Raw genomic sequence first — 26,193 nt, forward strand, 5'->3', positions numbered from 1 at the left:
AGGGCCATTCCCGGCCTCCCGCCACCGTCGTCACGAGGACGAGGAGCAGGAAAGCCGATCAGGCCCGGACGTCAAGCATCAGGTGAGACCGGAACGTCAAGCATCAGCCGAGACCCGACAGCGCGGCGTCAGCGTGCCGTGTTCAGACTTTCTCTTCCTGATCAAGGCGGCGCCATCGGCGCCGCGCCGCTTCCCGCCGGCCGGGGCGTGCGGCCTCCGGCCGGTCCCCGCCCGGCGACGCGGCCTGTCTGAGGAATAGCCAATCACTCAGAGGGGCGTGCATTGGCACGTCAGGTCCTGACCGCGTTTGGTCGCCGCACCTGCACTCCAATAGTCTTGGCCCAAGATCGCACATTCTTTCCTATTCCGTATGCAGTTGCGTCGGACCACTGCGCCTTTAGTACCTCTCCTACGATTCTTCCAACTTCAAGGAGGCCGAGGGAGCCGTCAGAATCTAGGGCGTCGAGTGCTGCACGCAGACCGCCCACTTCGGAGAGGAGATCTCGCAGGACTGAACGATTCCAAGAGTCACCTTGGAGGACGTCGGGTGCAAGAAGTGCAACGGAACCGTCGCGTTTGAGAGACACAGCGCGTAATGTGGCCAACTCGCGGCACACTCGGCGATCACGAGTGGGCAAATCGTTGATCGAGGTGACCGCCGAGTCTCGGACACGGAGCAGCATCGCGAGTGCGGGGCCTGCCGGAATCTGAGGGAACACCCCGGTCCGTCGAACAGACGTCTGCGCTGATAGCAGGTTAGTGGAACTCGCATACCCCTCGGGCGCAATCTCGGCAGTCTGTCCGTACACGGTCGCCAGATTCGCATACTCAAACCAGTGCGCGTATACCCGTGCATACGCGACCCAAGTGGTGTCTGCAACAGCGACAGCCGGGAACACGCCGCGAAGTGCCCGCCCTAACGAGACGAAGGAGGCGCTTCCGCCACCTCGTTCGCAGACTGAGAGAAAGGAGGAGTAGGCGCGATGTCGACGCAGCGACCGGCCTACTCGGTTTCTCAGGGCCGCTTCTCGGTCTCCTGCTGTCCAGATCTCAGGCAAGAGATTCGCACGATTCGGCTCGGACGAGCTAGCGCCGAGCAGTCGAAGCTCTCTCACTAGGTTTCGCAGGGTGTTTTCACTCGTAGAGAGGCGTTGTGCAACGTCTGGTAAGTAGCTGTCGCCACCGTCGCGCTCGATCTCTGTCAGCAGGCGTGCAACTGAGATCGGTGCCATTCGAAGAATGTAGGAATCTTCAATTGGGACTCGTCCGCTCACCAGGAAGTCGCGGAAGATGTCCCAGTAAGTATCGAGCCTCTCTCCAACCTGGACGATCAGTCTGCGGTCGAGGAGAGATTGCAGAACTGCAGGCTCGACGCGATCCATTACATCGACCAGATTGATTGGAGCGAAACGCGCTACATGTCGAAGTGCCTCTTGCTGATGAGGATTCAGCTCTGAGAGGTCTGCCTCGAAAAGGCTTTGTACGTTGAGTGCTTCAGACAGAAGCTGCTCTTGGCTAGTGCCCGCACGAACCTCGGCAATGACATGTCCTGCCAGTTTCTTGAAAAGCCACGGCAATCCTTGCGAATATTCACGCAGTCTCTGTCGAAGTTCGCGCGACAAGCGCGTACCAGCAGCCTTTTCAAGCCGTCTGAGCAGAGTTTCGACGTCGCGCGGGCCGAAAGGCTCCAGGCGGACAACTTGCGCAACGGCCCGGATCTCGTCGCGAAGCTGGTACGGGTGACCTTCGGTCCATCCGACGTAGTCAGTCTTCCACGAGAATCCAATAATTAGATTCGTCGGAATCTCTGCAACGCTAAGTGCGAGATCTCGAAACTCTCGAGTGAGAGACTCGTCTCGGAAGACATTCTCAAACTGATCAAAAAGCAGCAGGAGCGTCGCCCCAGGCTTTATGGTGGAGTTTGCGAGGCTGCGTAGCGCTCCAGGTAGTGTGGCCCAACTCGAATCTTCAGGAAGAGTTAGAAGGCCTTTGCGGCTAGAATCTATGGCAAGCCGCCGCAGAACTGAACTGACGTACGCCTTGCTTGAGGCGGTCCGAGCGTCAAGTACCATGGCGTGGCCGCTTGTGTCCTCGACGAGCTGCTTGAAGCGGAGGGCGAGCGAACTCTTCCCCCACCCAGACTGAGCATTCAATACAATGACGCGGCCACGGTTCTCAAGTATTGAGTCGAGGTCTCGAATCGCGTCCCGCCGGCCGACAAAGTATTTCGGCGCGGCCGGCAGCTGATATTCGAAGTCAGAACTGCTGCCGGTCACAGTTGCGATGACGGGCTCGGTCTCGTGCAGAGGGCCCTCTCTCAGGGCAGGTGCCGCCGACGGGGCGTCAGTCTGATGCGAAAGAACTGGCAACCCGCGGGCGTACTCTGACTGCTCAAGCAACTTGATTACAGGATGCGGGGCCGCCAGTCCATGCTCGCCAGCAACCCTTACGGCGGTTCCGAGGCGAGTCGCCTCGTCCAACTCGATTGCTGCTGCGAACGCACCATGCTCGGTGATGACCAAGGCGGGATCTGCGAGGCGGGCATCTGAGCTTGGTAAGTCAACAACTAGATCGCGAGAACTAATTGCTTCAGCGACGTCATTTGCCACAAGTACACGTAGATTCTTGTCGGTAGCTTGAACCTTGTCGGCAAAAGACCTTGCCTCGGCTGTAAGGCGAGGAAGTGCGACGAAGAACCCTTGAGTTGCAGGATGGTCGAGCTTCTCGGCGCTTAGCTTGCCGTAAAAGCTGGTAACTGCTGCTGCGTTTACCGGCGACGAGTAGGCTTTGCATTCGATGATTGCCGTACTGCCGGACAATTTGTGTCGAAGTCGCAGGTCAAGTTCGATTCCATGGGAATAAACCTGTAAGCGATCGGTAGTCGGCTCTTCGTAGCCAAACTGCTCGAATAGGCGCCCGATGAACTGTTCAAACAAATGTCCGCGCTTATGTGAGACGGCGCCATCAGAGTCAGCCTCGGCAAGGACGAGAATGACCGGATCAGGTCGCGCCGTCGTATCCATGCACCCTCCGCTCACTGACTGACGTGATCATGCCACGGGTGGGTGACGACTGAGGTGCGGGGCACGCCCCAAAAGCTCGCCCTCGCCGGGCGGCAGATCAACAGGATGGTGGCCCGTGCCATCCCGACGACCTCCCCGAGGGCTACCACACGGCCACCCGTGGGCGGAGCCTCCGGAGGTCGGCCGGCGGTGGCGTCGAGGGCCGCCCACGGGCGTCCGTGCGGTCGGGCTGCGCCAGGTCGACGGGATGGCACTCGGATGCGGGCAGAGGCGCGTTCAGGGGTGATCGCGGGCCGTCTGCGGGCCGTCCGGGCCGTGGCTGGGCCGTGAAAATTCGCCCGACAACGAAAAACGACGCTGACCCACGAGAAGCTATCCCCGCTGGTCAGCGCCGCTTTCAGCGCCTGGATCAGGCAGCCTGCTTGGTCTCCCAGAAGATCTTGTCGATCTGGGCGATGTAGTCGAGCAGGGCCTGGCCGGTGGCGGGGTCGTTGGACCCCTTGGTGCCGGCGGCACCGGCGGCCTTGGTGGCCTTGTTGAACAGCTCGTGGAGCTCGGGGTACTTCTCGAAGTGCGGGGGCTTGAAGTAGTCGGTCCACAGCACCCACAGGTGGTGCTTGACGAGGTCGGAGCGCTGCTCCTTGATCTCGACGGCGCGGGCGCGGAAGTCGACGTCGTCGTTGCCCTGGTACTTCTCCTGGATCGCCTTGACCGACTCGGCCTCGATCCGGGCCTGGGCGGGGTCGTAGACGCCGCAGGGGAGGTCGCAGTGCGCGGTGGCCTCGAGCTGCGGGCGGAAGATGCGGGACAGCCGCATAGGTCCTCCCAAGATTGGGGGTCAATGGTGATCGTTCTGGCGTGGCCAACCCTACCCTCGGTGCCCTCGGGGTTCAGCGTGACGGCGGGAGGAGATGCGCGGTGTCGAGGTGGCGGCGGGTGGCGGTGCGGGGTCCGTCGATGTCACCTGCGCTTTCCGACGGTGATGTCGTCATCGTCCGGTTCGGGGCGCCGGTCGCGGCGGGCGACGTGGTGCTCGTCAGGTGGGCGTCGCGGCCGGGGCAGCTGTCGGTGAAGCGCGCCGTGCGCGAGGAGGCCGGGGGCTGGTGGGTCGAGGGTGACAACCCGTTCGGATCGACGGACTCGCGCACCCTCGGTCCGGCGATGGTGGACGCGGTCGTCAGGGCGCGGATGTGGCCGAGGCCGGGGACGTTGCGAAGGAGACGGTGAAGCACGCCCCACCCTCGGGTGCGGGGGAGGCGCTGCCGGAGTCGCAGCCGGCGAGGACGAGCACGCCGACCGCTGCGGCGACGGCGGCGGCGGGGAACCTCACGAGCAGTCGTTCGTCCGGATGTCCTCGACGGTCCGCTTCGCGGCGGCGAGCCGGTCGAGGCGGTCCTGGCGTTTCGACAGGCGAGCGGTGACGAGGTCGGCCGGCGCGTCGCCGCCGGCGGCGCGCGCGGTCGACTCCTTGTTCGTGAGCCAGGCGGATGCCGAGCGGGGGTGAAGCGTCGGTGCGGGCCGTGTTCGGGTCGTGTCAGGGCGCAGTCTCACCCGTGAGACACCGCTGGGATCAGGTGTGCGGTATGCCTTCGTTCCGAAGAGGACCGGACCCAGGAGGCCCTGCATGATCTTCATCGTCTTCAGGCTCGACGCCCGACCGGACAAGCGCGACGACTTCCTCGACGGGATCGTCCGCTACTCGGAGCAGGTGCGCGCCGAGCCCGGGAACCTGGTGTTCAGCTGCTACGAGAGCGTCGAGCGTGCCAACGAGTTCACGGTGCTGGCCAACTACGTCGACCAGGCGGCGGGGGAGGCGCACGTGTCGTCGGAGCACGCGAAGTGGTTCTTCGGCTGGCTGCCGTCGGTGGTGACGGCGCAGCCGAAGATCGTCTTCACGGAGCTGCCGGGCGACGGCTGGGGGCCGATGGGCGAGGTCGTGATGGACGAGGCCTAGCGGGCCGCGTAGACGACGACGGTGTTCCCCCACGGGTCACGCGCGACCGCGCGGACCTCGTGGGGGCCTTCCTCGGGGGCGCGGACGACGGTGCCGCCCGCCTCGAGCAGCGCCGTGAGTGCCGACGGCACGTCGGCGACCTTGATCGACGCCGCGGGGACGCCGCCGGTGACGTCCTCCTCGGGCGCGGCGAGGGCGAGGGTGGTGCCGCCGGCGTCGAGGGCGGCGTAGCGCTCGCCGTCGACGAACTTGGTCGCGAACCCGAAGACGGAGCCGTAGAACGTCACGGCCGCGCCGATGTCGGCGACGGGGTGCAGGACATTGCCGATGCGGGCGGGGGTGTCGGACACGGGTGTCTCCCTCTGGTCGGAACGGTGATCGCATCCTGTCCGGGCGGGGGGCCGCGAGGGCAGGCGGGTGTGGCGCACGCCTCCCCGCCGGATCGGCGGAGTGCGTGCAGGGTGGGTGGATGACGACCGTCACGACCTCCGACGGAACCCGCCTGTACGTCAAGGAGCAGGGCGGGGGTGACCCGCTGATCCTGTTGCCCGGTCAGGGATCGAGTCACCTGATGTGGGGGCGCACGATCGGCCTGCTGGCGGCGCGGCACCGTGTCGTCGTGTTCGACTACCGCGGCACGGGGCGGAGCGACACGCCGGCGGACGGGTACTCGACGCGGGGGTTCGCGGGCGACGCCGTCGCGGTGCTCGACGGGCTCGGGATCGGGCGGGCGCACGTGTACGGGTTCTCGATGGGCGGGCGGGTCGCCCAGTGGGTGGCGATCGACCATCCCGAGCGGGTGGGTGCGCTGGTGCTGGGCGCGACGACACCCGGTGACGCGCACGGCGTCCCGCGCCCGGCGCACGTGGACGAGCGGCTCGGCGCGGGCGGTGACCTGACGGAGTTCCTGCACAACCCGGGCTGGGCGCGGGCCCGGCTGCGCGTCGAGGGTGTGTGCGGGGACTGGCGGGCCGGCACGTCGCAGCGGGCGGCGCTGAGGCACTACCGGGCCAGCCAGGCGCACGACTCGTGGGACGGGCTGGCGTCGGTCACGGCGCCGACGCTGTGCGTGCACGGCACCGAGGACGTGCTGAACGTCGCCGCCAACAGCGATCTGCTGGCCGAGCGCATCCCCGGTGCGCGGGTGCACCGCATCCCGGGCGCACAGCACGCCTACTTCGAGGAGCAGGAGGCCGAGGCGGCGGAGGTCGTCCTCGACTTCCTGGCGCAGCATCCGATCGGGTAGGGGTGACGAACGCGACCGTGCCCGTCGTCGGCGGGTCTGGGTAGCATCGGCGGCGAACCCGACCGCCTCCACGGCCGGCAGTGACCGCGACATCCGCGGTGACCGGCAGGTGGGGCAGTCCGGCACCGCGAGCGGGAGACCACCCGCCACCTCCGGTGTACGGAACGCGCGATGTCGTCGCGCACACCCACCGCACCCGAGGACGAGGGACCCCTGTCATGACCACCGCGCCCGAGCGCGCCCTGTCGACCCCTACCCGCGACGAGATCTTCGACGCCCACCGTGGCGGCAAGCTGTCCACCGGGCTGACCGCCGCCCTGCGTGACCAGCGCGACCTGGCGATCGCCTACAGCCCCGGTGTGGCCGAGGTCAGCCGGGCCATCGCCGCCGACGCGGCCGTCGCCCGCACCCACACCTGGGCCGACCGGCTCGTCGCCGTCGTCAGCGACGGGACCGCGGTGCTGGGCCTGGGCGACATCGGTCCCCGTGCCGCGCTGCCGGTGATGGAGGGCAAGTCGGCGCTGTTCAAGACGTTCGGCGGGCTCGACTCGATCCCGCTGGTCCTCGACACGACCGATGTCGAGGAGATCGTGGAGACGCTGGTGCGGCTGCGGCCGAGCTTCGGCGCGGTCAACCTGGAGGACGTGTCGGCCCCGCGCTGCTTCGAGCTGGAGGCCCGGCTGATCGAGGCGCTCGACTGCCCGGTCATGCACGACGACCAGCACGGCACCGCGATCGTGCTGCTGGCGGCGGTGCGGGGGGCGTGCGAGGTGACCGGTCGCGACCTGTCGGCGTTGCGGTTCGTCGTGTCGGGTGCAGGTGCGGCGGGCATCGCGTGCGCGCGGATCCTGCTGGCGGCCGGCGCGCGCGACGTGGTCCTGCTCGACTCGCGCGGCATCGTCGACGCGGCGCGTGGGGGCGAGAAGGCGGCGCTCGCCGCGCTCACCAACCCGCGGGGGGTCTCCGGTGGGATCGCGGACGCGATGGTGGGTGCGGACGTGTTCGTCGGGCTGTCGGGTGCGTTGCTGTCCGAGGGCCTGCTGGCGGCGATGAACCCGGGCGGGATGGTGTTCGCACTGTCCAACCCGGACCCGGAGGTGCACCCGGACGTGGCGGGCCGGTACGCCCCGATCGTGGCGACCGGGCGCAGCGACTTCCCGAACCAGATCAACAATGTGCTCGCCTTCCCCGGTGTGTTCCGGGGTGCTCTCGACGCCGGGGCGCGCCGCATCACCGAGGCGATGAAGCTCGCCGCGGCCGATGCGATCGTCGCCGTCGCCCGCGACGACCTGGCGCTGGACCGCATCGTTCCCGGCCCGTTCGACCCGCGGGTGGCCCCTGCGGTCGCCGCGGCGGTCGCGGAGGCCGCGGAACGCGGGTGAGCACGATCCGGGGGTCCACCGATCACGCAACGCAGCGTGAACGAGCCCTGGACCCCCACCTGGGGCTATTCAACCGGTCGGCCCTCGTGATCACAGCCTGTGCGTGTTCCTTCGGTCCCTCACTCGGGGCGGCGTAGTCCGTCCGTGTGAAGTCGGCGCATCGAGTGGACGAGTCCCTCGTTGTTCCCAGTGCACCGTCGGCGCACTTGGTGGGGGAAGCCCGTGAGCGAGTTCGGACGTGGTCCCCGCGACGAGCGGGACGAGAACCGGGACGACATCCCGGTCACGGAGGCCGTCGTCATGGCCGACCTGCGTCGGTCGCGGCAGGCGGTCCGCGGCCCGGTCGACCCCGGTGCGGCGCGGTTCGCCGAGAACCTCGCACGGGCGATCGACCGGGCCCCCGGCCACCCCGACGACGACGTGGACGTCGCGGAGCGCGACGTCGCGATCGCGGCCGTCGCGCCCGCCCCGGCGGTCGCCGAGCCGCTCACCGACCCGCGCCGCGAACGGTCGTCCGGCCCCGCGTCGCTGCCGCCCGGCACGATCCACCCCGGACACCAGGTGCCCCGGTCGTCCGGCCCCGACGCACCGGCCCGCCCCGGCGTGCCGCCGGGCCTGCGGGAGTCGGCGTTCGGCCGGGCGGCGCCGTCGGGGGTCGACATGCTGCCGCTGCCGGCGGCCGCAGCCGCGGTGGTCGTCGACCGGTCCGACCGGATCGTGCGGGTCAACGCCGCGTTCGCCCGCCTCGCGGGCCGCATGTCCGGTGACGCCGACAACGGCCCGCTCGGGATGCCGTTGCGCCGGCTCGTCGTCGGGGCCGACGGTGACGCCCGGCTGATCCGCGCCGACGGCACGCTCGCGCGTGTCCGCGTCGTCCGCTGGGACCTCGCGATGGACCTGCAGGCGGTCGTGTTCGTGGAGCTGGGTTCGGCATCGGACGCGCGTCGCATCGCGGAGCTGGAGCGGATGGCCCGGGTCGGCACCTGGACCTACGAGCTCGCGTCCGCGACGCTGCGCCGCAGCGAGTCGCTGGAGGACCTCTACCGCGCGGCCGGTGTCGTCGCCGACGGCCCCGACGGGCCGGTCGAGGGCGAGCAGGTCGCGCTGCTGTGCCAGGGCCTGCGGGGCGGCAACCGCCCCGGCGACCACCACGTGGACCTGCGCCTGCCCGGCGGCCGGCTGCTGGGCTGCCGCGCCGTCGTCGAGCGCGCGGAGGACGGCACCCCGGTCCGGCTGGTCGGCACGGTGCGCGACCTGTCGGCCCAGCGCATGGCCGAGAACCGGCACCGGGCCGCGGGCGCCCGCTTCGCCGACCTCGTCGCGTTGCTGCCCACCGGCGTCCTGCTGCTCGACGCGGCGGGCCGCGTCCTCGATGCCAACCCGGCGGTGTGCACCATCCTCGACACCGCGCCCGAGGACCTGCGCGGCGTCTCCGCGGCCGCGCTGTCGGCCGAGCCGGAGCCGCTGTCGGCCGACGGCCTGCCCGACTGGCTGCGCCGCGTTCCCGAGGGCGCCGAGCACGGCTACCGGATCGACGCGCTGCCGCTGTTGCGCGCCGACGGCACGCGCGTCTGGTGCGGCGTCGGCGTCACCGTCACCCGTGCCGACGACGGCGCCCCGCTGTTCCTCGTCACCTGCGAGGACGTCGACGACCGCCGCCGTGCCGCCGAGGTGCTGCGCAGCGCGGGCACGGTCGACCCGCTGACCCGGCTGCTCAACCGGGCCGCCGCGCTCGACGCGGTCGACCGGCTGCTGGTCGGCCCGGCCCGCGACGGTGTCGTCCTGGTCTGCGGCGACCTCGACGACTTCGCCCGCGTCAACTCGTCGCTGGGCCACGACGCCGGCGACGACGTGCTCGTCACCCTGGCGGGCCGGCTGCAGCGGGAGCTGCCGTTCGGGTGCACCGCGGCCCGCCTCTCCGGCGACGAGTTCGTCGTCATCTGCTCCGACCACTCCGAGGCGGGCGGACCGGAACGGCTGGGGCACATCGTCGCCGATCTGCTGCGCACGTCGGTGACGGTCGCGGGCCGTCCCGTCGAGGTCACCGCCTCGGTCGGGCTGGCGACGCCGACGCCCGACCCCGGGCTGCGCGCCGCCGACATGCTGCGCTTCGCCGAGGTCGCCATGCAGGAGGCGAAGAAGCGTTCCCGCGGCGGTGTGGGCGTGGCCACCGAGGTGGTGATGAGGTCGGCGACGAGCCAGCTCGTCGTCGAGGCGGAGCTGCGGGCGGCGATCGCCGACGACCGGCTCGTCCTGGAGTACCAGCCCGTCGTCGCCGCCGACGGCACCGTCCGCAGCAGCGAGGCGCTGATCCGCTGGCCGCACCCCGAGCGCGGGATGATCCCGCCCGGCGAGTTCCTGCCCGTCGCGCAGCGCGGCGGCCTGATGCGCGAGCTCGACATGTGGGTGCTGCGCACCGCGGCCCGGGAGGCGGCGTCGTGGGCGCCGCTGGCCGAGGTCGCCGTCGCGGTCAACCTGGCGGGGCTGCTGCCCGGCGACCCGGAGTTCGCCGACGTCGTCAACGCCACCCTGGCCGAGACCGGGCTCGACCACTCGCGGCTGATCCTCGAGCTGGTCGAGACGAGCCTGGTCGCGCTGCCGCCGCACGCCCTGTCGGCCATGGCCGATCTCGTGGCGCGCGGCGTGCGCTTCGCCGTCGACGACTTCGGCACCGGCTACTCCTCGCTGGCCCGGCTCAAGGAGCTGCCCGCCCAGACGGTCAAGGTCGACCGCGCCTTCGTCACGGGCGTCGCCGACGACCCGGTCGACCACGCCGTCGCCCGCGCGGTCGTCGACATGGCGCGGGCCATGGGGCGCACCACGGTCGCGGAGGGCGTCGAGACGTCGGCCCAGTTCGAGGCGTTGCGCGCCATCGGTGTCGACGCGTTCCAGGGCTGGCTCTTCGCCCGCCCGCTGGCGGCCGAGGCCATGCGTGACGTGCTGCGCGCGGGCCGGTTGCGGGTGCCGCCGCGGACCGACGTCGCCTGATCGGCCGGGGGTTCCGTGGGCCGTTCGGGGGCGGCGCGGCAGTGTCGCGGTCAGGTCACATCGGTCGCGGCTGTCGGTGCGCCGGGCTAGATTCGCGGAACTGCGGCGGCCGACAAGAGGCCGTCGGCGACGACGGGGGTACCCGGATGATCGAGTTCCGGGGCGTGACGAAGCGCTACCCGGACGGCACCATCGCGGTGGACGATCTCGACCTCGTCGTCGATTCGGGTCGCATCACCGTGTTCGTGGGGCCGTCCGGCTGTGGGAAGACCACGTCGTTGCGGATGATCAACCGCATGATCGAGCCGACCGGCGGCACGATCTCGGTGGAGGGCAAGGACATCATGTCCTGCGACGCGGCCGAGCTGCGCCGGGGCATCGGCTACGTCATCCAGCAGGCCGGCCTGTTCCCGCACCGCACGATCCTCGACAACATCGCGACGGTCCCGTTGCTGCTGGGCTGGAACAAGAAGCAGGCCCGCGAGCGGGCGGCCGAGCTGATGGACACGGTCGGGCTCGCCCCGGAGATGTCCAAGCGCTACCCGGCGCAGCTCTCGGGTGGTCAGCAGCAGCGCGTCGGCGTGGCCCGGGCCCTGGCGGCCGACCCACCGGTGCTGCTCATGGACGAGCCGTTCAGCGCGGTCGACCCCATCGTGCGCGAGACGCTGCAGGACGAGCTGCTGCGGCTGCAGGACGAGCTGAGCAAGACGATCGTGTTCGTCACCCACGACATCGACGAGGCGATCAAGCTGGGCGACAAGGTCGCGGTGTTCCGCACCGGCGGCAAGCTCGCCCAGTACGACGAGCCGGGCGTGCTGCTGGCCCGCCCGGCCGACGACTTCGTCGACTCGTTCGTCGGCCGCGACCGCGGCTACCGGGGCCTGGGTTTCCTGTCCTCGGACGGGCTGCCGATCGGGGACCTGCCCGTCGTCGCGGTGGGCGACCGGATGCCCACCGACGGCTGGGCGCTGGTCGTCGACGGCGAACGGCGCCCGCTCGGCTGGGTCGCCCGCGGCACCGGCACCGTCGCCGAGGACGCACTGGTCCCCGGCGGCTCGCTGTACGACGCGGGTGCCGGCTCGCTGCGCGCCGCGCTCGACGCGGCGTTGTCCTCGCCGTCGGGGCGCGGTGTCGCCGTCGACGGCGACGGCCGGGTGCTGGGCTCGATCGGCGCCGACGACGTGCTGCGTGGCCTCGCCGACTCCCGTGAGGCCGAGGGCGCCCCCGGCGCCGAGGTCGCTCCGGGGCCCGGCGCGAGCGACCGGGTCGGCTGAGGCGGCACGTCGTGAACTGGGTGATCGAGAACCTCGGGTTCATCGCGAGCCTGCTGACCGACCACATCGTGTTCTCGCTGGTGCCGGTGGTCATCGGGCTCGTCATCGCCGTCCCGCTGGGGTGGCTGGCCAACCGGGCCGGGTTCGGTCGCGCCGTCGTGGTCAACCTGGCCGGGCTGCTGTACACGATCCCGTCGCTGGCGCTGTTCGTGTTCCTGCCGGTGATCCTCGGTACGGGCATCCTCGACCCGATCAACGTGATCGTGGCGCTGTCGGTCTACACGGTCGCGCTGCTGGTGCGCACGGTCGCCGACGCGCTGGAGGCGGTCCCGCCGCTGGTGGTCGACGCCGCCACCGCGATGGGCTTCAAGCCCTTCCGCCGGTTCGTCGCCGCCGAGCTGCCCATCTCGGTGCCGGTCATCCTGGCGGGGGTCCGGGTGGCGGCGGTGTCGTCGATCAGCCTGGTCACGGTCGGGTCCGTGATCGGCTTCGGCGGGCTGGGCCAGCTGTTCACCGACGGCTTCCAGCGCAGCATCACCGCCGAGGTCGTCGCCGGCATCGTGCTGGTCGTCGCCCTGGCGCTGGTCGTCGACGCGATCCTGCTGCTCATCGGGCGCCTGCTCACGCCGTGGGACCGGGCCGCCCGCGCGGTGGCGAAGGGGGCGACGGCGTGAACGTCTTCGGGTGGCTGTTCGACCCGGCGCACTGGACGGGCGCCGGGTCCATCCCGCAGCGGCTGGTCGAGCACGTCGGCTACACGGCGCTGACCATGTTGATCGCCGTCGTCATCGCCGTGCCGCTCGGCGCGTACATCGGGCACACCGGCAAGGGCAGCTTCCTGGTCGTCGGCTCGGCCAACGGGCTCCGTGCGCTGCCGACGCTGGGTGTGCTGATCCTGCTGGTGCAGTGGACCGGGCTGGGCCTCACGGGGCCGCTCATCGCCCTGGTGCTCCTCGCGATCCCGCCGGTACTGGCCGGCACCTACGCGGGGGTGCGCAACGTCGACGCCTCGGTGGTCGACGCCGCACGCGGCATGGGCATGCGTGGGCGCGAGATCCTGTTCGGCGTCGAGCTCCCCAACGCCCTGCCCCTGATCATCGGCGGTATCCGCAGCTCGGTGCTGCAGGTCATCTCGACGGCCACGATCGCCGCCTACGTCGGCCTCGACGGCCTGGGCCGCTACATCATCGACGGCCTGTCGACGCGCGACTTCCCACAGATGATCGCCGGTTCCATCCTCGTCGCCCTGCTCGCCGTCGCCGCCGACCTGGTGCTCGCCGGCCTGCAGCGGCTCCTCGTCTCACCCGGCCTGCAGACCGCCGGCACGGGCCGCCGGGTGCGCGCCCTGGCCACCCGCCCCACCGACACGGCCGCTCAGGCGGCCTGAGCCCCGACCGAACCGCCGGAGGAACAACCATGAAGCGCAGTCTGATCGCCCGGATCGCGGTGGTCGCCACCGCCGCACTGGCGCTCGCCGCCTGCGGCGGAGGCGGCGACCCGCTGCAGAACGGCGGCTCGGGGGGCTCCGCTCCCTCGGGCGACACCGTCGTCATCGGGTCGGCCAACTTCACCGAGAGCCAGATCATCGCCAACATCTACGCCCAGGCCCTGGAGGCCAAGGGTGTGAAGGTCGACCTGCGGCCGCCGATCGGCAGCCGGGAGACCTACTACCCGGCGATCCAGGAGGGCTCGATCGACCTCATCCCCGAGTACACGGGGACGTTGCTGCAGTACATCAACAAGAACGCCACCGAGACCGAGCCGGACGCGGTCTACGACGCCCTCAAGGCGGCCCTGCCCGCCAACCTCACGGTGCTCGACAAGTCGGCCGCCGAGGACAAGGACGCCGTCGTCGTCACCCAGGAGACGGCGACGAAGTACAACGCCAAGTCGATCGAGGACCTCGCCGCCAACTGCGGCCAGCTCGTGTTCGGTGGGCCGCCGGAGTTCCAGACCCGTCCCGACGGCATCCCGGGCATCCAGAAGACGTACAACTGCACGTTCAAGGAGTACAAGGCGCTCGACGCCGGCGGCCCGCTCACGGTCGCCGCGCTGAAGAACGGCGACATCCAGGCCGCCGACATCTTCACCACCGATGCCTCGATCGTCACCAACAACTTCGTCGTGCTCACCGACCCGAAGGACAACTTCGCGGCGCAGAACGTCGTCCCGTTGATCACCAAGGCCAAGGCCACCGGGGCCACGCTCGACGTGCTGAACCAGATCTCGGCGAAGCTCACCACCGACGGGCTGACCAAGCTGAACGCGGAGGCGTCCTCCGACGCCAAGCCGTCGCTGGCGACGGTCGCGAAGAACTGGTTGTCGCAGAACGGTTTCTGACCGCACCGACCGGGGCCCGTCCGCGTTGCGCGGGCGGGCCCCGTCGTGTGTCCGGGGGGCGCTCGGCGCACCGATCGCCCCGGGTTGTGATTCCGGTCACCTGATGGGAGCATCGCGGCGCCAGGAGTTCGCCACGTCGACCTTGGGGGCACCGTTGGCCGAGCTCGAACCGAGGAACTTCCTGCAACCGTGCCTGCTCCTGCTGCTGCGCGAGCAGCCCGACCACGGCTACGAGCTGGCGGCGCGGCTGCGCCCGATGCACGACGGCGACGGTGACGCGGGCGGGGTGTACCGGGCGTTGCGCGGCTTGGAGAAGCGCGGGCTGGTCCGGTCGCAGTGGGAGTCGTCGGAGGTCGGCCCGGCGCGGCGGATCTACCACATCACGTCGGAGGGCCTCGCCTGTCTCGACGCGCAGGCCCGCGGGCTGCGCCACGTCGACGACGCCCTGCACGTCTTCCTGGACCGCTACGCGAAGGCGACCGGAGCCGGTGGTCCGGGCGGCCCGCGGGGCGCGGTGCAGCGCGCGCACGCCGGGGCGTCGAACGGCCGTCCGCGCTGATCGTCAGCGGTAGCCGGTGACGTCGGCAGGCCGGCCGGCGTCCTGCACCTCGACGACGTAGCGCCACGCGTCGGGGGCCGATCCGTCGAGGTCGGTGAACCCGTACTCCTTGGCGAGCCCGCCCGACGACAGCGACCGCCCGTTCCAGCGGTGCCGGTCGTCGTCGGCGGCGAGCGCGGCGACGGCCCGCCCGACGAACCGTGGCGTCTCCGAGATCGCGAAGTGCGGTTCGGCCCCGCACGCGTCGCGCCAGGTGTCCTCGGTGACGCCGTAGTGGTCGAGCATGCCTTCGGAGCGCAGCCAGCCCGGCGTGATCGCGACGGACGTGGCGCCGTGGTCGCGCAGCTCGTGGGCCCAGCTGCGGGACAGCCGGATCGGCGCGACCTTGGCCAGGTCGTAGTAGAGGTTGAGCCGGTAGTTGTCGTCGTTGTACTCGGCGGTGCCGTCGGTCACCTCGACGACGAGCCCGCCCGGGTTGCGGATCATCAGCGCGAGCGCGAAGTGCGCGGTGACGATGTGGGTGTCGATCGCCAGGTGCAGCAGGTGCAGGCCGTTGTCGAGCGAGTGCTCCCAGACGGGGGTGTCCCACTCGGTGAGCGGGTCGCCGCCGAAGATGTCGTTGACCAGGATGTCGAGGCGGCCCCGCTCGGCGTCGATGCGCTCGACGAGCGCACGGACCTGGTCGGGGACGAGGTGGTCGGTCGGGACGGCGATGCCGGTGCCGCCGGCGGCGGTGACGAGGTCGGCGGTGTCCTCGACGGTCTCGGCGCGGCCGTACTCCGAGGGGGCGCCGCGGCGGCTGCGCCCGGTGACGTAGACGGTCGCGCCGGCGGCGCCGAGCTCGACGGCGATGCCGCGGCCGGCTCCTCGGGTGGCACCGGCGACGAGGGCGACACGGCCGGTCAGGGGGCGTTCTGGTGTCGTCATGAGCTCATCGTGGCGCCGTCCCCTGACACCTCCTGTCAGGGATCGTGGGCCGTCCAGGAATTGAACAGGTCACGCTGCCGTGTGACTTCGCATACTGGGGTCGTGGGCGGTGCGGGGCTCCACCGGTCAGCGACGACCGGGCCCGGGACGGCCGGTGGGGGTGCGATGGACAGGCGACGGGAGTGGGAGACGTTCGTGTCCGGTGCGGAACCGGGCGGTGTCGGCTCCGGGCTGCTGGCGTCGTGGCGGCGATCGCGGTGGAGCGGCGTCGACCCCGTGGACACCGACATCCCGCAGGTCACCGTCGACGCCGACACCCCGTTCGTGCGGGTCGCGTCCCCGGTGATGCACGCGCTCGCCGACCAGCTCGTCGGCACGTCGAGCTGCCTGGCCCTCGCCGACCCGCGCGGCACCGTCGTCTGGCGCTGGGTGTCCGACGCCGCCATCGCCGGCGAGCTCGACGACGTCGGCGTCGTCCGCGGGGGCATGTTCGCCGAGGAGGCCATCGGCACGAACGGGATCGGCACCGCGCTGGAGAGCGGCGCCGCCGCGGTGGTGCTCGGCGCCGACCACTACGTCGAGGCGTTCCACCGCTGGGCGTGCGTCGCCGCGCCGGTCGTGCACCCGGTGACACGCAAGGTGTGCGGCGCCGTCAACATCACCTGCCACGCGCGGGACGCGAGCGGGTTCCTGACCCTGGCCGCGTCCGCGATGGTGCAGGGTGTCGTCGAGGCGCTGCGGGCCGACGCGACCGTGCCGGAACGCCGGTTGCTCGACGCCTTCCGCACCGCGCGCTCGCGCACGACCGCACCCGTCGTCGCCCTCGACGCGTCGACCCTGCTCGCCGCCGACAGCACCGGTGGTGTCGGCCTCGACCACGCCGAGCTGTGGGCGCTGGTCACCGAGGCGGGCCCGGGGGAGGACATCGATGTCGCCGACGGGCTGCGCGCCCAGATCTGGCCGCTCACCCCGGGCACGACCGCCGACGGCGTCGTCCTGACGCTTCGGCCCGACCCGATGGCCGTCGCGCCGGTGGGCGGGCACGACCCGCTCGCCGGCCTCGGGCCGCTCGAACACGCGGAGGCCGAGGTCGTCGCCGGGGTGCTCGCGGAGTGCGGAGGCAACAAGGCCGCCGCGGCCGCCCGGCTCGGTATCTCCCGCGGAACCCTGTACGCCAAGCTCCGCCGCTACCGCCTGACCGCCGCGCCGACCCGCGGCGCGCACCGCCCCGTCTGAGGCAGACCGCCGTCCCCGAGGAGAGCCATGCCCGTGAACCCCGTCAACAAGCTGCGGTTCGGGATCTTCATGCCCCCGTTCAACAGCCCGTCCACCCAGAACCCGACGACGTCGTTGCAGCGCAACATCGAGACGATCCAGCTGCTGGACCGCCTCGGCTACGACGAGGCGTGGATCGGCGAACACCACAGCGCGGGGACGGAGATCATCGCCGACCCGCTGACGTTCATCGCCCACGTCGGTGCGGTGACCCGCCACATCAAGCTCGGCACCGGCGTCGTGTCGCTGCCCTACCACCATCCGCTGTGGATCGCCGACCGCGCGATCCTGGTCGACCACCTGCTCCGGGGCCGGCTGATGCTCGGGGTCGGGCCCGGGTCGCTGCCGACCGACTCCGAGATGATCGGGCTGGAACCCTCCCAGCTGCGCCCGGCGCTGGGCGAGGACCTCGACGTCCTGCTGCGGCTGCTGCTGACCGAGGAGCGGGTCACGCACCGGACCGACCGGTACTCCGTCGTCGACGCCCGCACCCAGCTCGCGCCGTTCTCCGACCCGTGCTTCGAGATCGCCGTCGCCGCGACGGTGTCCCCGGCGGGCCCGATCCTCGCGGGCAAGCACGGGCTCGGCCTGCTGTCGCTGGGGGCCACGACCCGTGAGGGCTTCGACGTGCTCGCCCACCACTGGGACGTCGTCGAGGCGGAGGCCGCGAAGGCGGGACAGCCGACCGACCGGTCGCGGTGGCGCCTCGTCGGCCCGATGCACATCGCGGAGACCAAGCAGCAGGCGATCGAGGACGTCCGCTACGGCTTCGACCTGTTCTGCGAGTACACACAGAAGACGCTGGCCCTGCCGACGTTCCGCGCGGTGGGGGAGACGTTCGAGGAGCGGGTGGCCTGGATCAACGAGACCGGCCTGGGCGTCATCGGCACCCCGGACGAGGCGGTCACCCAGATCCAGCGGCTGATGGACCAGTCCGACGGCGGGTTCGGCTGCTACATGATGATGCAGCACGACTGGGCCAACTGGGAGGCGACGCAGCGCCACTACGAGCTGTTCGCCCGCCACGTCATCCCGGCGTTCCAGCCGTCGCAGCGGCGGCTGCTCGCCGCACAGGACTGGGCCCGTAGCCGCCACGGCGAGCTGGACGAGAAGAACGGTGCGGCGATCCAGGCGTGGTCGGAGAAGTACGCGGCCGAGAAGGAGGCCGCCGGTCAGGCGTGATCAGCGCCCGTGCGTGGCGGTGGCCGCCAGGCGGCTACCGCCACGCACAGGGGTTGCGGGAGGTCCCCCGGGTATGGACCAGCATCCGGTGCGCCCTGGTGACCGAGCGGACCAGCAGCGCCAGGACCGAAGCGGTCGCGACGTACCCGGCGACGTGGGCGCCCCCGCCGTGCGGACCGAGCACGGCCATGCCGAGCGCGGCGCCGACGCACAGGGTCGGGGTGAGCACCCCGAGCGTCGTGACCAGCATCAGGACGCGCCGCGGGGGGCCGTGGCGCAGTGCGACGAGGGCGCCGAGGGCGAGGACGCCGGCCACGAGGCTCGTGATGTCCTCCAGCCGCGACAGGAACGAGAACATCGGCGTCGACGGCGCCACGGTGCCGGGCACGACCGACCACAGCAGGTTCCCCGACAGGAGCCGCGGGGGGAACGCGACGCCCATCAGCGTGGCGGTCCGCCGGCAGTGGGCGGCCGACAGCTCGTCCTGGTCGCCGTCGGCGACCTCGCGGCCCGGTCCGACGTCCGCGACCGCCTGGCGGCGCGCCTGCGCAGGCGCGCTCCCGCTGTCGCACAATGCCTCGGCCGCGTCCTCCAGACCGTCACGGGCCTCGGCGAGCAGGCTCGCGCACGCCCGGCCGGGACCGTGCAGCACGGCGCGGAGCTCCCGGATGTGCGCCTCGATCGGGTCGGTGCCCGGCCCGGCGGTCGCGGTCAGCCCGTCGCCGGCCACGACCCACCTCCCAGGACCCGGCTCACGACGTCGCGGAACTCCTCCCACTCGCCGCGCTGCGCGGCGAGCGCGTGCATGCCGGCGCGGGTGAGCCGGTAGGTGCGACGCTCGCGGCCGCCGACCGTGCTCCACGTCCCGGCCAGGTGCCCGGCGCGCTCGAGGCGGCGCAGCGCGGGGTACACGGTTCCGGTGGGCAGGTCGAGTGCGCCCCCACTGCGGGCCTGCAGCGCCTCGATGATCGCGTAGCCGTGCAGCGGGCCGGACTCGAGTACCGCGAGGATCAGGCCGTCGAGGTGGCCGCGCACGCTGTCGGGTCTCACGGGTAGCGAGTCTACGCAGCCTCGCCTCGCGGAGGCGGGTATCGGTATCAGGGGGATCCCTGATGCATGAGTAGGCTGCCAACCTATAGCGTTCCTGGTCGTGGACACCAGCGCACCCGCACCACCCGACGTCGCCACCCCGGCCCGGCGGCCCCGCGTCAGCCTCTGGCTCCTGCGCGGGATCCTCGCCGTGCACCTGGTCGCGGTCCTCTGCCAGCCGGTCCTCGCCGGGTTGTTCCTCTCCGGCGACGTCGCCGCCATCGAGATCCACGGCGTCATCGGCACGGTCATGGGCTTGCTGACCCTGGTCGCCCTCGGAGCGGCCGTCGCCTACGTCATCGCCGGGCGCGGCCGCCTGTGGGTGCTGCCCGTCGGCGTCGTGCTCCTGCTGGCCGAGGGCGCCCAGATCGGCCTCGGGTACGCCCACGAGCTGCAGCTTCACATCCCCCTCGGGGTGGCGATCGTCGTGGCGTCGGTCCTGCTCGCGATCTGGGCGTGGACCCCGTCGGCGGCGGCGCCGCGCCGAGGCCGGTCATGAGGCCGGTACCGTCCCCGCGCCTGTCGCGCCGGGGCTTCCTCGGCGTCCTCGGCGGCGCCGCCGCCGTCGCCGGGCTCGCCGGCTGCGGCGCACTCGGCCTCGACACCCCCGCAGGCCAGACGGGCGAGACCCTGACCAGCGCCGTTCCCCTGCCCGCGCCCTACCGCGTCCCGCTGCCGATCCCCGCCGTCGCGGCGCCGACCGGCACCGTCGACGGCGCCGACCTCTACGAGATCACCCAGCGCGCCACCGACGTCGAGATCCTCCCCGGCCTGCGCACCACGATCTGGGGCTACGACGGGACCTTCCCCGGACCGACGTTCGAGACCCGGTCGGGCCGACCGGTCGTGGTGCGCCACACCAACCGGCTACCCGTCCCGACCGTCGCGCACCTGCACGGCGGCCACACCCCGGCCGACTCCGACGGCTGGCCCCTGGACCTGGTGCTCCCCGTCGGCGACACCTCCGACTGGGCCCACGCGCACAACGGCGTCGCCATGGTCGGCGACCTCGCCGCGGGCATGCGCGAGCACCGCTACCCGATGACGCAGCGCGCGGCCACCCTCTGGTACCACGACCACCGCATGGACTTCACCGGCCCGTCGATGTACCGGGGCCTGGTGGGGCTGCACATCGTCCGCGACGACGCCGAGGACGCGCTCGGCCTCCCCGCGGGCGACCGCGAGCTGCCGCTGATGATCTGCGACCGGGCCTTCGCCGCCGACGGGTCGTTCGCCTACCCCTCCCTCGACCGCACCCTGCGCACCGTGCCCGGCGTCGAGGACCACTGGATGCCCGGCGTGCTCGGCGACGTCGTCCTCGTCAACGGCGCGCCCTGGCCCGTCCACGACGTCGACGCCGCCCGGTACCGGCTGCGGATCGTCAACGCCGCCAACGCCCGCCGCTTCGTCCTCGCCCTGCGCGTCCCCGGCGGCCCGGACCTGCCGTTCACCCAGATCGGGTCCGACGGCGGCCTGCTCGGCGCACCGCAGCAGCTGGCGACCGTCGAGACGGCGCCCGGCGAACGGTTCGACGTCGTCGTCGACTTCGCCGCCGTCCCCGTCGGCACCGAGGTCACGCTCGTGAACACGCTCGGCACCGGGTCCACGGCCGACGTCATGCGGTTCCGCGTGGTGCGCGCCGCCACCGACGACAGCCGCGTCCCCGACCGGCTCGCCGACGACGTCGCGCCCCTCGTCCCGGGCCCGGTGCTGCGCGAATTCGTGTTCCGCCGCGGCGACGTCGCCCCGAGCCATCGCGGGTGGACGATCAACGACCTCGCCTTCGACCCGCAGACGTCCATCGCCGACGTCCCGCTCGGGCAGGTCGAGACGTGGCGCTTCCGCACCGACGTCCACCATCCGGTGCACGTGCACCTCGACCACTTCCAGGTGCTCGCCCGCGGGGGCCGCGAACCGAGGCCGAGCGACGCCGGCTGGAAGGACACCGTCGACGTGCTGCCCGCCGAGATCGTCGACGTCGCCGTCCGGTTCACGCAGTACGCGGGCCGCTACGTCTTCCACTGCCACAACCTCGAACACGAGGACATGGCGATGATGGCGACGATCCGCACGATCTGAGCCCGGTCCCTGCACGTCCGGGCCGGGATGTCACTACCCCCTGGACGTATGGATTCGCAGGGTGACGGTCCCTTACCGTTCTGGGCGACACAGGCTTGGACGGGTGAGGGGGTCCCGCGGATGGAGTGGGTCCACGTCCTCCTGGCCATGGGCTGCCTCGGGCTGGGCGTCCTGCACCTGGCGCGACTGCTGCTGATGCGTGGCGACCGCGTCGGCGAGGCGTCCCACGCCGCGATGGGGTTCGGCATGGCGGCCATGTACTCGCCGCTGGGCGACCCGGTACCCGACGCCGTCTGGCTCGTCGTGTTCGCCGCCACGGGGCTGTGGTTCGCCGCGCTCGCCGTCCGCGCCGGACTCGGCACCCGCGACGCCGGCTACCACGTCGTCTGCGCCGTGGCGATGCTGTTCATGCTGACCATGGGCGGCCACGAGGCGGCCGGCGGCCACGGCGGGCGCGGCGGCATCGGGCTGCTCCCGGTCGCCGCGCTGGCGCTCGCCGGGTTCTTCGCCTGGCACGCGCTGCGCTGCGGTGACCGGCTCCTCGCCGCGGCCCGCGGCGAGGCCGACTGCGCCTGCGGACCCGACGCCGGCACCGACCTCGCCGCCCGCACCGGGAGCCCGTTGCGGGCCGGCGTCTCCACCCGCGAGCTCACCGCCGCTCCCGCCGCCGCGAGGATGGCGCGGCTGCGGTCGGCGCGCACCGCGACCGGAGCCCACATCGCGATGGCCGGGGCCATGACCGTGATGTGTCTCGGGATGCTCTGAACCTGCCCGCCGGCACCCGCAGACGTAGCATCGCAAGGGGATGACCCGGACGGGTACGACCGCGGCGGGCCGCTAGATTTCACGCCTGCACCGGCGGACCCCGACCGCGCGGTGGAACGAGCGGAAGTGAGGCGCCCCGCCATGGCGAGCATCGAAGAGGTCCGGGCCGGGATCGCACTGGCCAACGACAAGGCCTCCGAGAGCCTCGGGGCGCTGCAGCAGGCGCAGTCGTGCATCGAGCAGGCACAGTCCGCGCTGCAGCAGGTCACGGCAGGGAGCAGCCAGTCCGACGTCGACTCCGCCAACGCCGCCTACGCCGAGGCCGCCCGCAGCATCGGCGAGGTGCAGCAGGCCGTCGCCTCGGCGATCCAGGAGTCCGAGGGCGTCGCGGCCCGGCTGTGAGGGCCGGGACCGCCGAGGACGGGAGCGCGACGTGTCGCTCGCCGAGGTGAAGGCCGTCGTCGCCGACGTGGCCGACCAGACGCGCACGGCCGCGGAACTGGTCCGCCGCGCCCGCGACGGAGTCGCCGAGTCCGTCCGCATCCTCACCGACCTGAGCCGTCAGCACCCGGAGTCGTTGGTGCCCGTCGTCCTCAGCCGGGCCGTCGACGAGCTCGACCGCTGCCACGACCACGTCGCAGGCGCGCTGCAGGCCGTCGGCGACCTCGACGCGCGGCTGTAGCCGATGACGGCCGGCCACGAACCCCCCGCGGCGGCGGCGGCGACCGCGCACCCCCGGCGGCGGCGGTGAGGGCGCGCCGCGGTCGCCGCGACCGCATCAGCGACGCCTTCGACGCGTTCGTCGACGCCGTGGAGGCGACGCTGCGTGCCGCCGGCGGCGCCCGCGAGGAGGCCGTCCACGCCCACGCCCGCACGATGCTCGAGCTCTGGCTGCGTGACGAGGGCATCGACGCCGCCCGCGCCGACCCCGGCCTCGCCGCCGCGCTCGGCTCGCCCGCATTCGCCTCCGTCGTCGAACGCGTCGAGGCCGACCGGGCCGCCGCCTTCGACGGCTGGCAGGCCGACGGCCCCGCCGACCTGCGCGCGGTCTTCGCCTCCGCCGCGCCCGGCGTCGCCGGCGACGACCCGCGTCGCTGGCTCGGCGAACCCGGCAAGGACGACGCCGCCGGCGCCGTGCCCCGGCTGTGGCGCATCGGCTCGGCGTCGGTGGCGGGCGGGCCCGGGTTCCCCGTCGGCGTCCCCCTGCTCGACGACTCCCACCTGCAGATCTCGTCCGACCACGCCACCCGCGGCGCCGCCGAGGCCCTCGTCGAGGGCCTGCTCGTGCGCGTGCTCTCCCACTTCCGGCCCGGCCTGGTCACCGTGCACGTCTGGGACGTCGGACAGTTCACCGGCTCGCTGCCCGGGCTCTACCCCCTGACGGGCAGCGGACTGCTCACCGTCCACGACCCCACCCGGCTGCCGGCCCTGCTCGAGGAGCTCTCCGACCGCATTCGCCGCGTCCACACCCGGGTCCTCGTCGACGGCCAACCGTCGCTGCGCGCCCTCGCCCGCGAGACCGGCGACCCCCGCACCGAACCGTGGGTCGTCGCCGTCCTCGTGGGCAACCGGTCGGCGCTGTCCGAGGACGACCACCGCCAGCTCCAGCGCGTCGCCCGCGGCGGCCTGGCCTGCGGCATCTCCCTCGTCCTGCTCGACGTGCCCGTCACCCTCAGCGCCGCCGTCGAGACCGTCGACGTGGCGCCCGAACGGGTGCGCTGCTCCATGACCGGCCCGCACGTCGACGTCGCCCTCGACGCCCAGCTCGAACGCGACCGCGTCGTCGCCGCCTGCCACGAGATCAGCCGTGAACACGAGGAGTGGCGCAGCCGCGTCGGCACCTTCGCCGACCTCCTGCCCCGGCACGCCCCCGAGTCCCGCCCGCACACCACCCACGCCGGCGTGCACGCCCCCATCGGGTTCGCCGACGGCGTCGCCAAGGACCTCGTCCTCGCCGACGCGTCCCCGCACGCGCTCGTCGGCGGGCCCAGCGGCACCGGCAAGACCAACCTGCTGCTCGCCATGATCGGCTCCATGGCCGCCAAGTACGGCCCCGACGAGCTGGAGTTCTACCTCCTCGACTTCAAGGAGGGCGTCTCCTTCGCGCAGTTCGCACCCGGGCAGCGCGACCCGACGTGGCTGCCCCACGCCCGGCTCATCGGTGTCAACGTCAACACCGACCGCGAGTTCGGCCTCGCCCTGCTGCGCTTCCTGTCCGACGAGATGCGCCGCCGCGCCGAGGCCGCCAAGCACCACGAGGTCACCAAGCTCGAAGAGCTGCGCCGCCACGACCCCGGCGGGCGGTGGCCCCGCATCGTCGCCGTCGTCGACGAGTTCCAGTACCTGTTCGCCGAACGCGACGACGTCACCCGCGCCGCCACCACGCTGCTCGAGGACGTCGCCCGCCGCGGCCGCTCCCAGGGCATCCACCTCGTCCTGGCCAGCCAGGACGTCTCCGGCATCGAAGCCTTCTGGGGGCGGCCCGCGATCTTCGAGCAGTTCGTCCTGCGCATCGCCCTGCCCCGCGCCCGACGCGTCCTCGCCGACCTCAACGACGCCGCCCTCGACCTCCCGCGCTGGCACGCCGTCCTCAACCACGAGTCCGGCATCCGGCACGGCAACGAGACCGTCCGCATCCCCGACGCCACCGCCCCCGGCACCGTCGACGTCGTACAGCGCAGCGCGTTCGACGCCCGCCCGCCCGGACTCGCCCCACCCACCCTGTTCGACGGCTCCCGCGCGCCGCGGTACTGCGACCTCGCGCGCCGGTCCACCCCCGGCGCCGGTCCGCGCGCGGTGCTCGGCCAGGTCATCGACGTCGAGGGCAGCCCGGCCACCGTCGCGCTGCCCGACGCCCCCGGGCGCAACCTCGCGGTCCTCGGCGCGAGCGCGGGCGACGCCCTCGCCGTCCTCGGCGCGGCCACGATGTCCGTCGTCGCCGACGGCGACGCCGTCATCCTCGCGCCGCTCGTCGCCGACGCGACCGACGTGGCGGCCGCCGTCGCCGCCCACCTGCCCGGGGAGGTCGACACGATCGGGATCCGCGACGTCCGCGCCCGCGTCGAGGAGCTCGCCGCCGAGGTCACCGCCCGGCTCGCCGGCGGGCCCCGCAGCCCCCTCTACCTCGTGCTCTTCGCCGCCGACGCCGCCGACCACGTCCTCGACCGCCCCGGCACCGAGGCCCTGCGCCGCGTCCTGCACTTCGGCCCCGAGACCGGCGTCCACGTCCTCGGCTGGTGGCGCAGCGTCGCCCGGCTCAAGACCCTGCTCACCCTCGGCGCCGCACCCGACGACGTCGGCGCCTGGGTCGCCCTCGACGTCCAGGGCGCCGAGCTCGGCGCGCTCGGCACCGGTGCCGTCGCGTGGGCGCCCCGGCCCGGGCGCGGCCTGTTCTTCGACCGCACCCAGCACGCACGCCCGCAGGTCGTCATCGTGCCCGAGCTGGACCGGGGGACACCGTGACCGAGCCCGCTACCGACCCGATCCGCGAGTACAAGGCCATCACCGCCGCGGTCACCGACGCCGTCGACGCCCTGCGCGACCGCGACCTGGCCCGTGCCGCCGAGCTCACCCATCTCCTGTCGACCCTCGACGCCGCGATGGCGCGCGTCGGTGACCGCGTCGCGCTCTCCCGCGCGGGCGTGGAGCTGCTGTGGGAGGCGGCGCTGGAGATGCTGTGGTCGGAGTCGTGGATGACGTTGCGCCCCATGCCCTGGCCGGAGCCCGCCGGGCCCGCCACGGGCCTGCGCAAGGCCCTGGACCTCGACGCCCTCGACGCCGAGGTCGCCGCCCGCTTCGCCGAGCTCGCCGACGCTGTCCGCCGCCGGGGCCTGAGTCTGCGCCGCTGACCCCGCTGCTGACCCCGCCGCCGTCGGTCAGCCGGCGGCCGTCGGTGACGCTCGGGGCCGGACCGGCGCGACGGTCAGTCCTGGTCGTCGCGGGCGAGGAAGCTGGCGAGGCGCTCGACCGCGTCCTCGAAGGTGGGGTTGAGGTCGACGAAGGCGCGCAGCCGGTCGGCCAGCCACTCGACGCTGACCTGCTCCTCGCCACGCCTGTCGACGAGCTCCTCGATACCCCGGTCGGTGAAGTACACGCCTGCATCCTAGGAAG

27 protein-coding genes are annotated in these 26,193 nt (G+C 72.1%); 19 read left to right on the forward strand and 8 right to left on the reverse strand.

Features of this window, described 5'->3' with window-relative positions:
* Positions 1-290: 290 nt before the first annotated feature.
* Together AB7F12_RS27055 and sodN are read right to left on the reverse strand one after the other, a co-directional pair.
* Complete coding sequence (locus AB7F12_RS27055) at positions 291-3,023, reverse strand: restriction endonuclease (RefSeq protein ID WP_428500995.1); 2,733 nt, start codon at positions 3,021-3,023, stop codon at positions 291-293.
* A 409-nt stretch (positions 3,024-3,432) separates the two neighbouring features.
* Positions 3,433-3,840 carry a superoxide dismutase, Ni gene (gene sodN / locus AB7F12_RS27060; protein ID WP_428500996.1) on the reverse strand — a complete coding sequence of 136 codons (408 nt, stop codon included), beginning with the start codon at positions 3,838-3,840 and terminating at the stop codon, positions 3,433-3,435.
* A 125-nt stretch (positions 3,841-3,965) separates the two neighbouring features.
* Between sodN and AB7F12_RS27065 the strand changes: the two genes are divergently transcribed.
* A complete protein-coding gene (locus AB7F12_RS27065) occupies positions 3,966-4,250 on the forward strand; it encodes a S26 family signal peptidase (RefSeq protein ID WP_428501020.1) in 285 nt (94 codons plus the stop codon).
* 99 nt (positions 4,251-4,349) lie between these two features.
* On the opposite strand, the gene AB7F12_RS27070 is transcribed toward AB7F12_RS27065, so the two are convergent.
* Positions 4,350-4,574 (reverse strand): hypothetical protein, encoded by a 225-nt coding sequence (locus AB7F12_RS27070; RefSeq protein ID WP_428500997.1) that lies wholly within the window; start codon positions 4,572-4,574, stop codon positions 4,350-4,352.
* 73 nt (positions 4,575-4,647) lie between these two features.
* On the opposite strand from AB7F12_RS27070, the gene AB7F12_RS27075 reads away from it, so the two are divergent.
* A complete protein-coding gene (locus tag AB7F12_RS27075) occupies positions 4,648-4,977 on the forward strand; it encodes a putative quinol monooxygenase (RefSeq protein ID WP_428500998.1) in 330 nt (109 codons plus the stop codon).
* On the opposite strand, the gene AB7F12_RS27080 is transcribed toward AB7F12_RS27075, so the two are convergent.
* The gene (locus AB7F12_RS27080) at positions 4,974-5,327 is read right to left on the reverse strand and encodes a VOC family protein (protein ID WP_428500999.1); all 354 of its coding nucleotides are present in this window, start codon (positions 5,325-5,327) and stop codon (positions 4,974-4,976) included. The two genes, AB7F12_RS27075 and AB7F12_RS27080, sit on opposite strands and share 4 nt — an antisense overlap.
* Positions 5,328-5,446: 119 nt before the next feature.
* Between AB7F12_RS27080 and AB7F12_RS27085 the strand changes: the two genes are divergently transcribed.
* The 8 genes from AB7F12_RS27085 (at position 5,447) to AB7F12_RS27120 (ending at position 14,766) form a co-directional block, all read left to right on the forward strand.
* Positions 5,447-6,223, forward strand: coding sequence for an alpha/beta fold hydrolase (locus AB7F12_RS27085; protein WP_428501000.1), 777 nt, complete (start codon positions 5,447-5,449; stop codon positions 6,221-6,223).
* Positions 6,224-6,441: 218 nt separating this feature from the next.
* Positions 6,442-7,605, forward strand: coding sequence for an NAD(P)-dependent malic enzyme (locus tag AB7F12_RS27090; RefSeq protein ID WP_428501001.1), 1,164 nt, complete (start codon positions 6,442-6,444; stop codon positions 7,603-7,605).
* A gap of 222 nt (positions 7,606-7,827) precedes the next feature.
* Positions 7,828-10,593 (forward strand): putative bifunctional diguanylate cyclase/phosphodiesterase, encoded by a 2,766-nt coding sequence (locus tag AB7F12_RS27095; RefSeq protein ID WP_428501002.1) that lies wholly within the window; start codon positions 7,828-7,830, stop codon positions 10,591-10,593.
* 146 nt (positions 10,594-10,739) lie between these two features.
* Positions 10,740-11,867, forward strand: a complete 1,128-nt coding sequence (locus AB7F12_RS27100) for an ABC transporter ATP-binding protein (protein WP_428501003.1) — start codon at positions 10,740-10,742, stop codon at positions 11,865-11,867.
* Between the two features lie 11 nt (positions 11,868-11,878).
* Complete coding sequence (locus AB7F12_RS27105) at positions 11,879-12,541, forward strand: ABC transporter permease (RefSeq protein ID WP_428501004.1); 663 nt, start codon at positions 11,879-11,881, stop codon at positions 12,539-12,541.
* A complete protein-coding gene (locus tag AB7F12_RS27110; RefSeq protein ID WP_428501005.1) occupies positions 12,538-13,254 on the forward strand; it encodes an ABC transporter permease in 717 nt (238 codons plus the stop codon). The genes AB7F12_RS27105 and AB7F12_RS27110 overlap by 4 nt, the downstream gene beginning before the upstream one ends.
* Positions 13,255-13,283: 29 nt before the next feature.
* Complete coding sequence (locus tag AB7F12_RS27115; protein WP_428501007.1) at positions 13,284-14,207, forward strand: ABC transporter substrate-binding protein; 924 nt, start codon at positions 13,284-13,286, stop codon at positions 14,205-14,207.
* 103 nt (positions 14,208-14,310) lie between these two features.
* Positions 14,311-14,766 carry a helix-turn-helix transcriptional regulator gene (locus AB7F12_RS27120; protein WP_428501008.1) on the forward strand — a complete coding sequence of 152 codons (456 nt, stop codon included), beginning with the start codon at positions 14,311-14,313 and terminating at the stop codon, positions 14,764-14,766.
* A gap of 3 nt (positions 14,767-14,769) precedes the next feature.
* Here the strand turns inward: AB7F12_RS27120 and AB7F12_RS27125 are convergent, their stop codons facing one another.
* Complete coding sequence (locus tag AB7F12_RS27125; RefSeq protein ID WP_428501009.1) at positions 14,770-15,693, reverse strand: SDR family oxidoreductase; 924 nt, start codon at positions 15,691-15,693, stop codon at positions 14,770-14,772.
* Positions 15,694-15,858: 165 nt separating this feature from the next.
* On the opposite strand from AB7F12_RS27125, the gene AB7F12_RS27130 reads away from it, so the two are divergent.
* Together AB7F12_RS27130 and AB7F12_RS27135 are read left to right on the forward strand one after the other, a co-directional pair.
* Positions 15,859-16,929, forward strand: a complete 1,071-nt coding sequence (locus AB7F12_RS27130) for a helix-turn-helix domain-containing protein (RefSeq protein ID WP_428501010.1) — start codon at positions 15,859-15,861, stop codon at positions 16,927-16,929.
* 27 nt (positions 16,930-16,956) lie between these two features.
* Entirely contained in the window at positions 16,957-18,150 is a 1,194-nt protein-coding gene (locus tag AB7F12_RS27135) for an LLM class flavin-dependent oxidoreductase (RefSeq protein WP_428501011.1), read from the forward strand.
* A gap of 34 nt (positions 18,151-18,184) precedes the next feature.
* Here AB7F12_RS27135 and AB7F12_RS27140 read toward each other — a convergent pair whose 3' ends face one another.
* Positions 18,185-18,880, reverse strand: coding sequence for a hypothetical protein (locus AB7F12_RS27140; RefSeq protein ID WP_428518025.1), 696 nt, complete (start codon positions 18,878-18,880; stop codon positions 18,185-18,187).
* Positions 18,862-19,200, reverse strand: coding sequence for a PadR family transcriptional regulator (locus AB7F12_RS27145; protein ID WP_428501013.1), 339 nt, complete (start codon positions 19,198-19,200; stop codon positions 18,862-18,864). The genes AB7F12_RS27140 and AB7F12_RS27145 overlap by 19 nt, the downstream gene beginning before the upstream one ends.
* 100 nt (positions 19,201-19,300) lie before the next feature.
* On the opposite strand from AB7F12_RS27145, the gene AB7F12_RS27150 reads away from it, so the two are divergent.
* From AB7F12_RS27150 to AB7F12_RS27180, 7 genes are all read left to right on the forward strand, one after another.
* On the forward strand, positions 19,301-19,738 hold the full coding sequence (locus AB7F12_RS27150; RefSeq protein ID WP_428501014.1) for a hypothetical protein: 438 nt from the start codon (positions 19,301-19,303) through the stop codon (positions 19,736-19,738).
* The gene (locus AB7F12_RS27155; protein WP_428501015.1) at positions 19,735-21,318 is read left to right on the forward strand and encodes a multicopper oxidase family protein; all 1,584 of its coding nucleotides are present in this window, start codon (positions 19,735-19,737) and stop codon (positions 21,316-21,318) included. The genes AB7F12_RS27150 and AB7F12_RS27155 overlap by 4 nt, the downstream gene beginning before the upstream one ends.
* Positions 21,319-21,438: 120 nt before the next feature.
* On the forward strand, positions 21,439-22,083 hold the full coding sequence (locus AB7F12_RS27160) for a DUF5134 domain-containing protein (protein ID WP_428501016.1): 645 nt from the start codon (positions 21,439-21,441) through the stop codon (positions 22,081-22,083).
* 141 nt (positions 22,084-22,224) lie between these two features.
* On the forward strand, positions 22,225-22,485 hold the full coding sequence (locus AB7F12_RS27165; RefSeq protein ID WP_428517000.1) for a hypothetical protein: 261 nt from the start codon (positions 22,225-22,227) through the stop codon (positions 22,483-22,485).
* A gap of 31 nt (positions 22,486-22,516) precedes the next feature.
* On the forward strand, positions 22,517-22,765 hold the full coding sequence (locus tag AB7F12_RS27170) for a hypothetical protein (RefSeq protein WP_428501018.1): 249 nt from the start codon (positions 22,517-22,519) through the stop codon (positions 22,763-22,765).
* Positions 22,766-22,830: 65 nt separating this feature from the next.
* On the forward strand, positions 22,831-25,545 hold the full coding sequence (locus AB7F12_RS27175; RefSeq protein WP_428516998.1) for an FtsK/SpoIIIE domain-containing protein: 2,715 nt from the start codon (positions 22,831-22,833) through the stop codon (positions 25,543-25,545).
* Complete coding sequence (locus AB7F12_RS27180; RefSeq protein ID WP_428502052.1) at positions 25,542-25,931, forward strand: hypothetical protein; 390 nt, start codon at positions 25,542-25,544, stop codon at positions 25,929-25,931. The genes AB7F12_RS27175 and AB7F12_RS27180 overlap by 4 nt, the downstream gene beginning before the upstream one ends.
* Before the next feature lie 74 nt (positions 25,932-26,005).
* On the opposite strand, the gene AB7F12_RS27185 is transcribed toward AB7F12_RS27180, so the two are convergent.
* Entirely contained in the window at positions 26,006-26,176 is a 171-nt protein-coding gene (locus AB7F12_RS27185) for a DUF6104 family protein (protein WP_428502053.1), read from the reverse strand.
* Positions 26,177-26,193 lie beyond the last annotated feature (17 nt).

Source organism: Pseudonocardia sp. (genome assembly GCF_050250275.1).
GTDB lineage: Bacteria > Actinomycetota > Actinomycetes > Mycobacteriales > Pseudonocardiaceae > Pseudonocardia.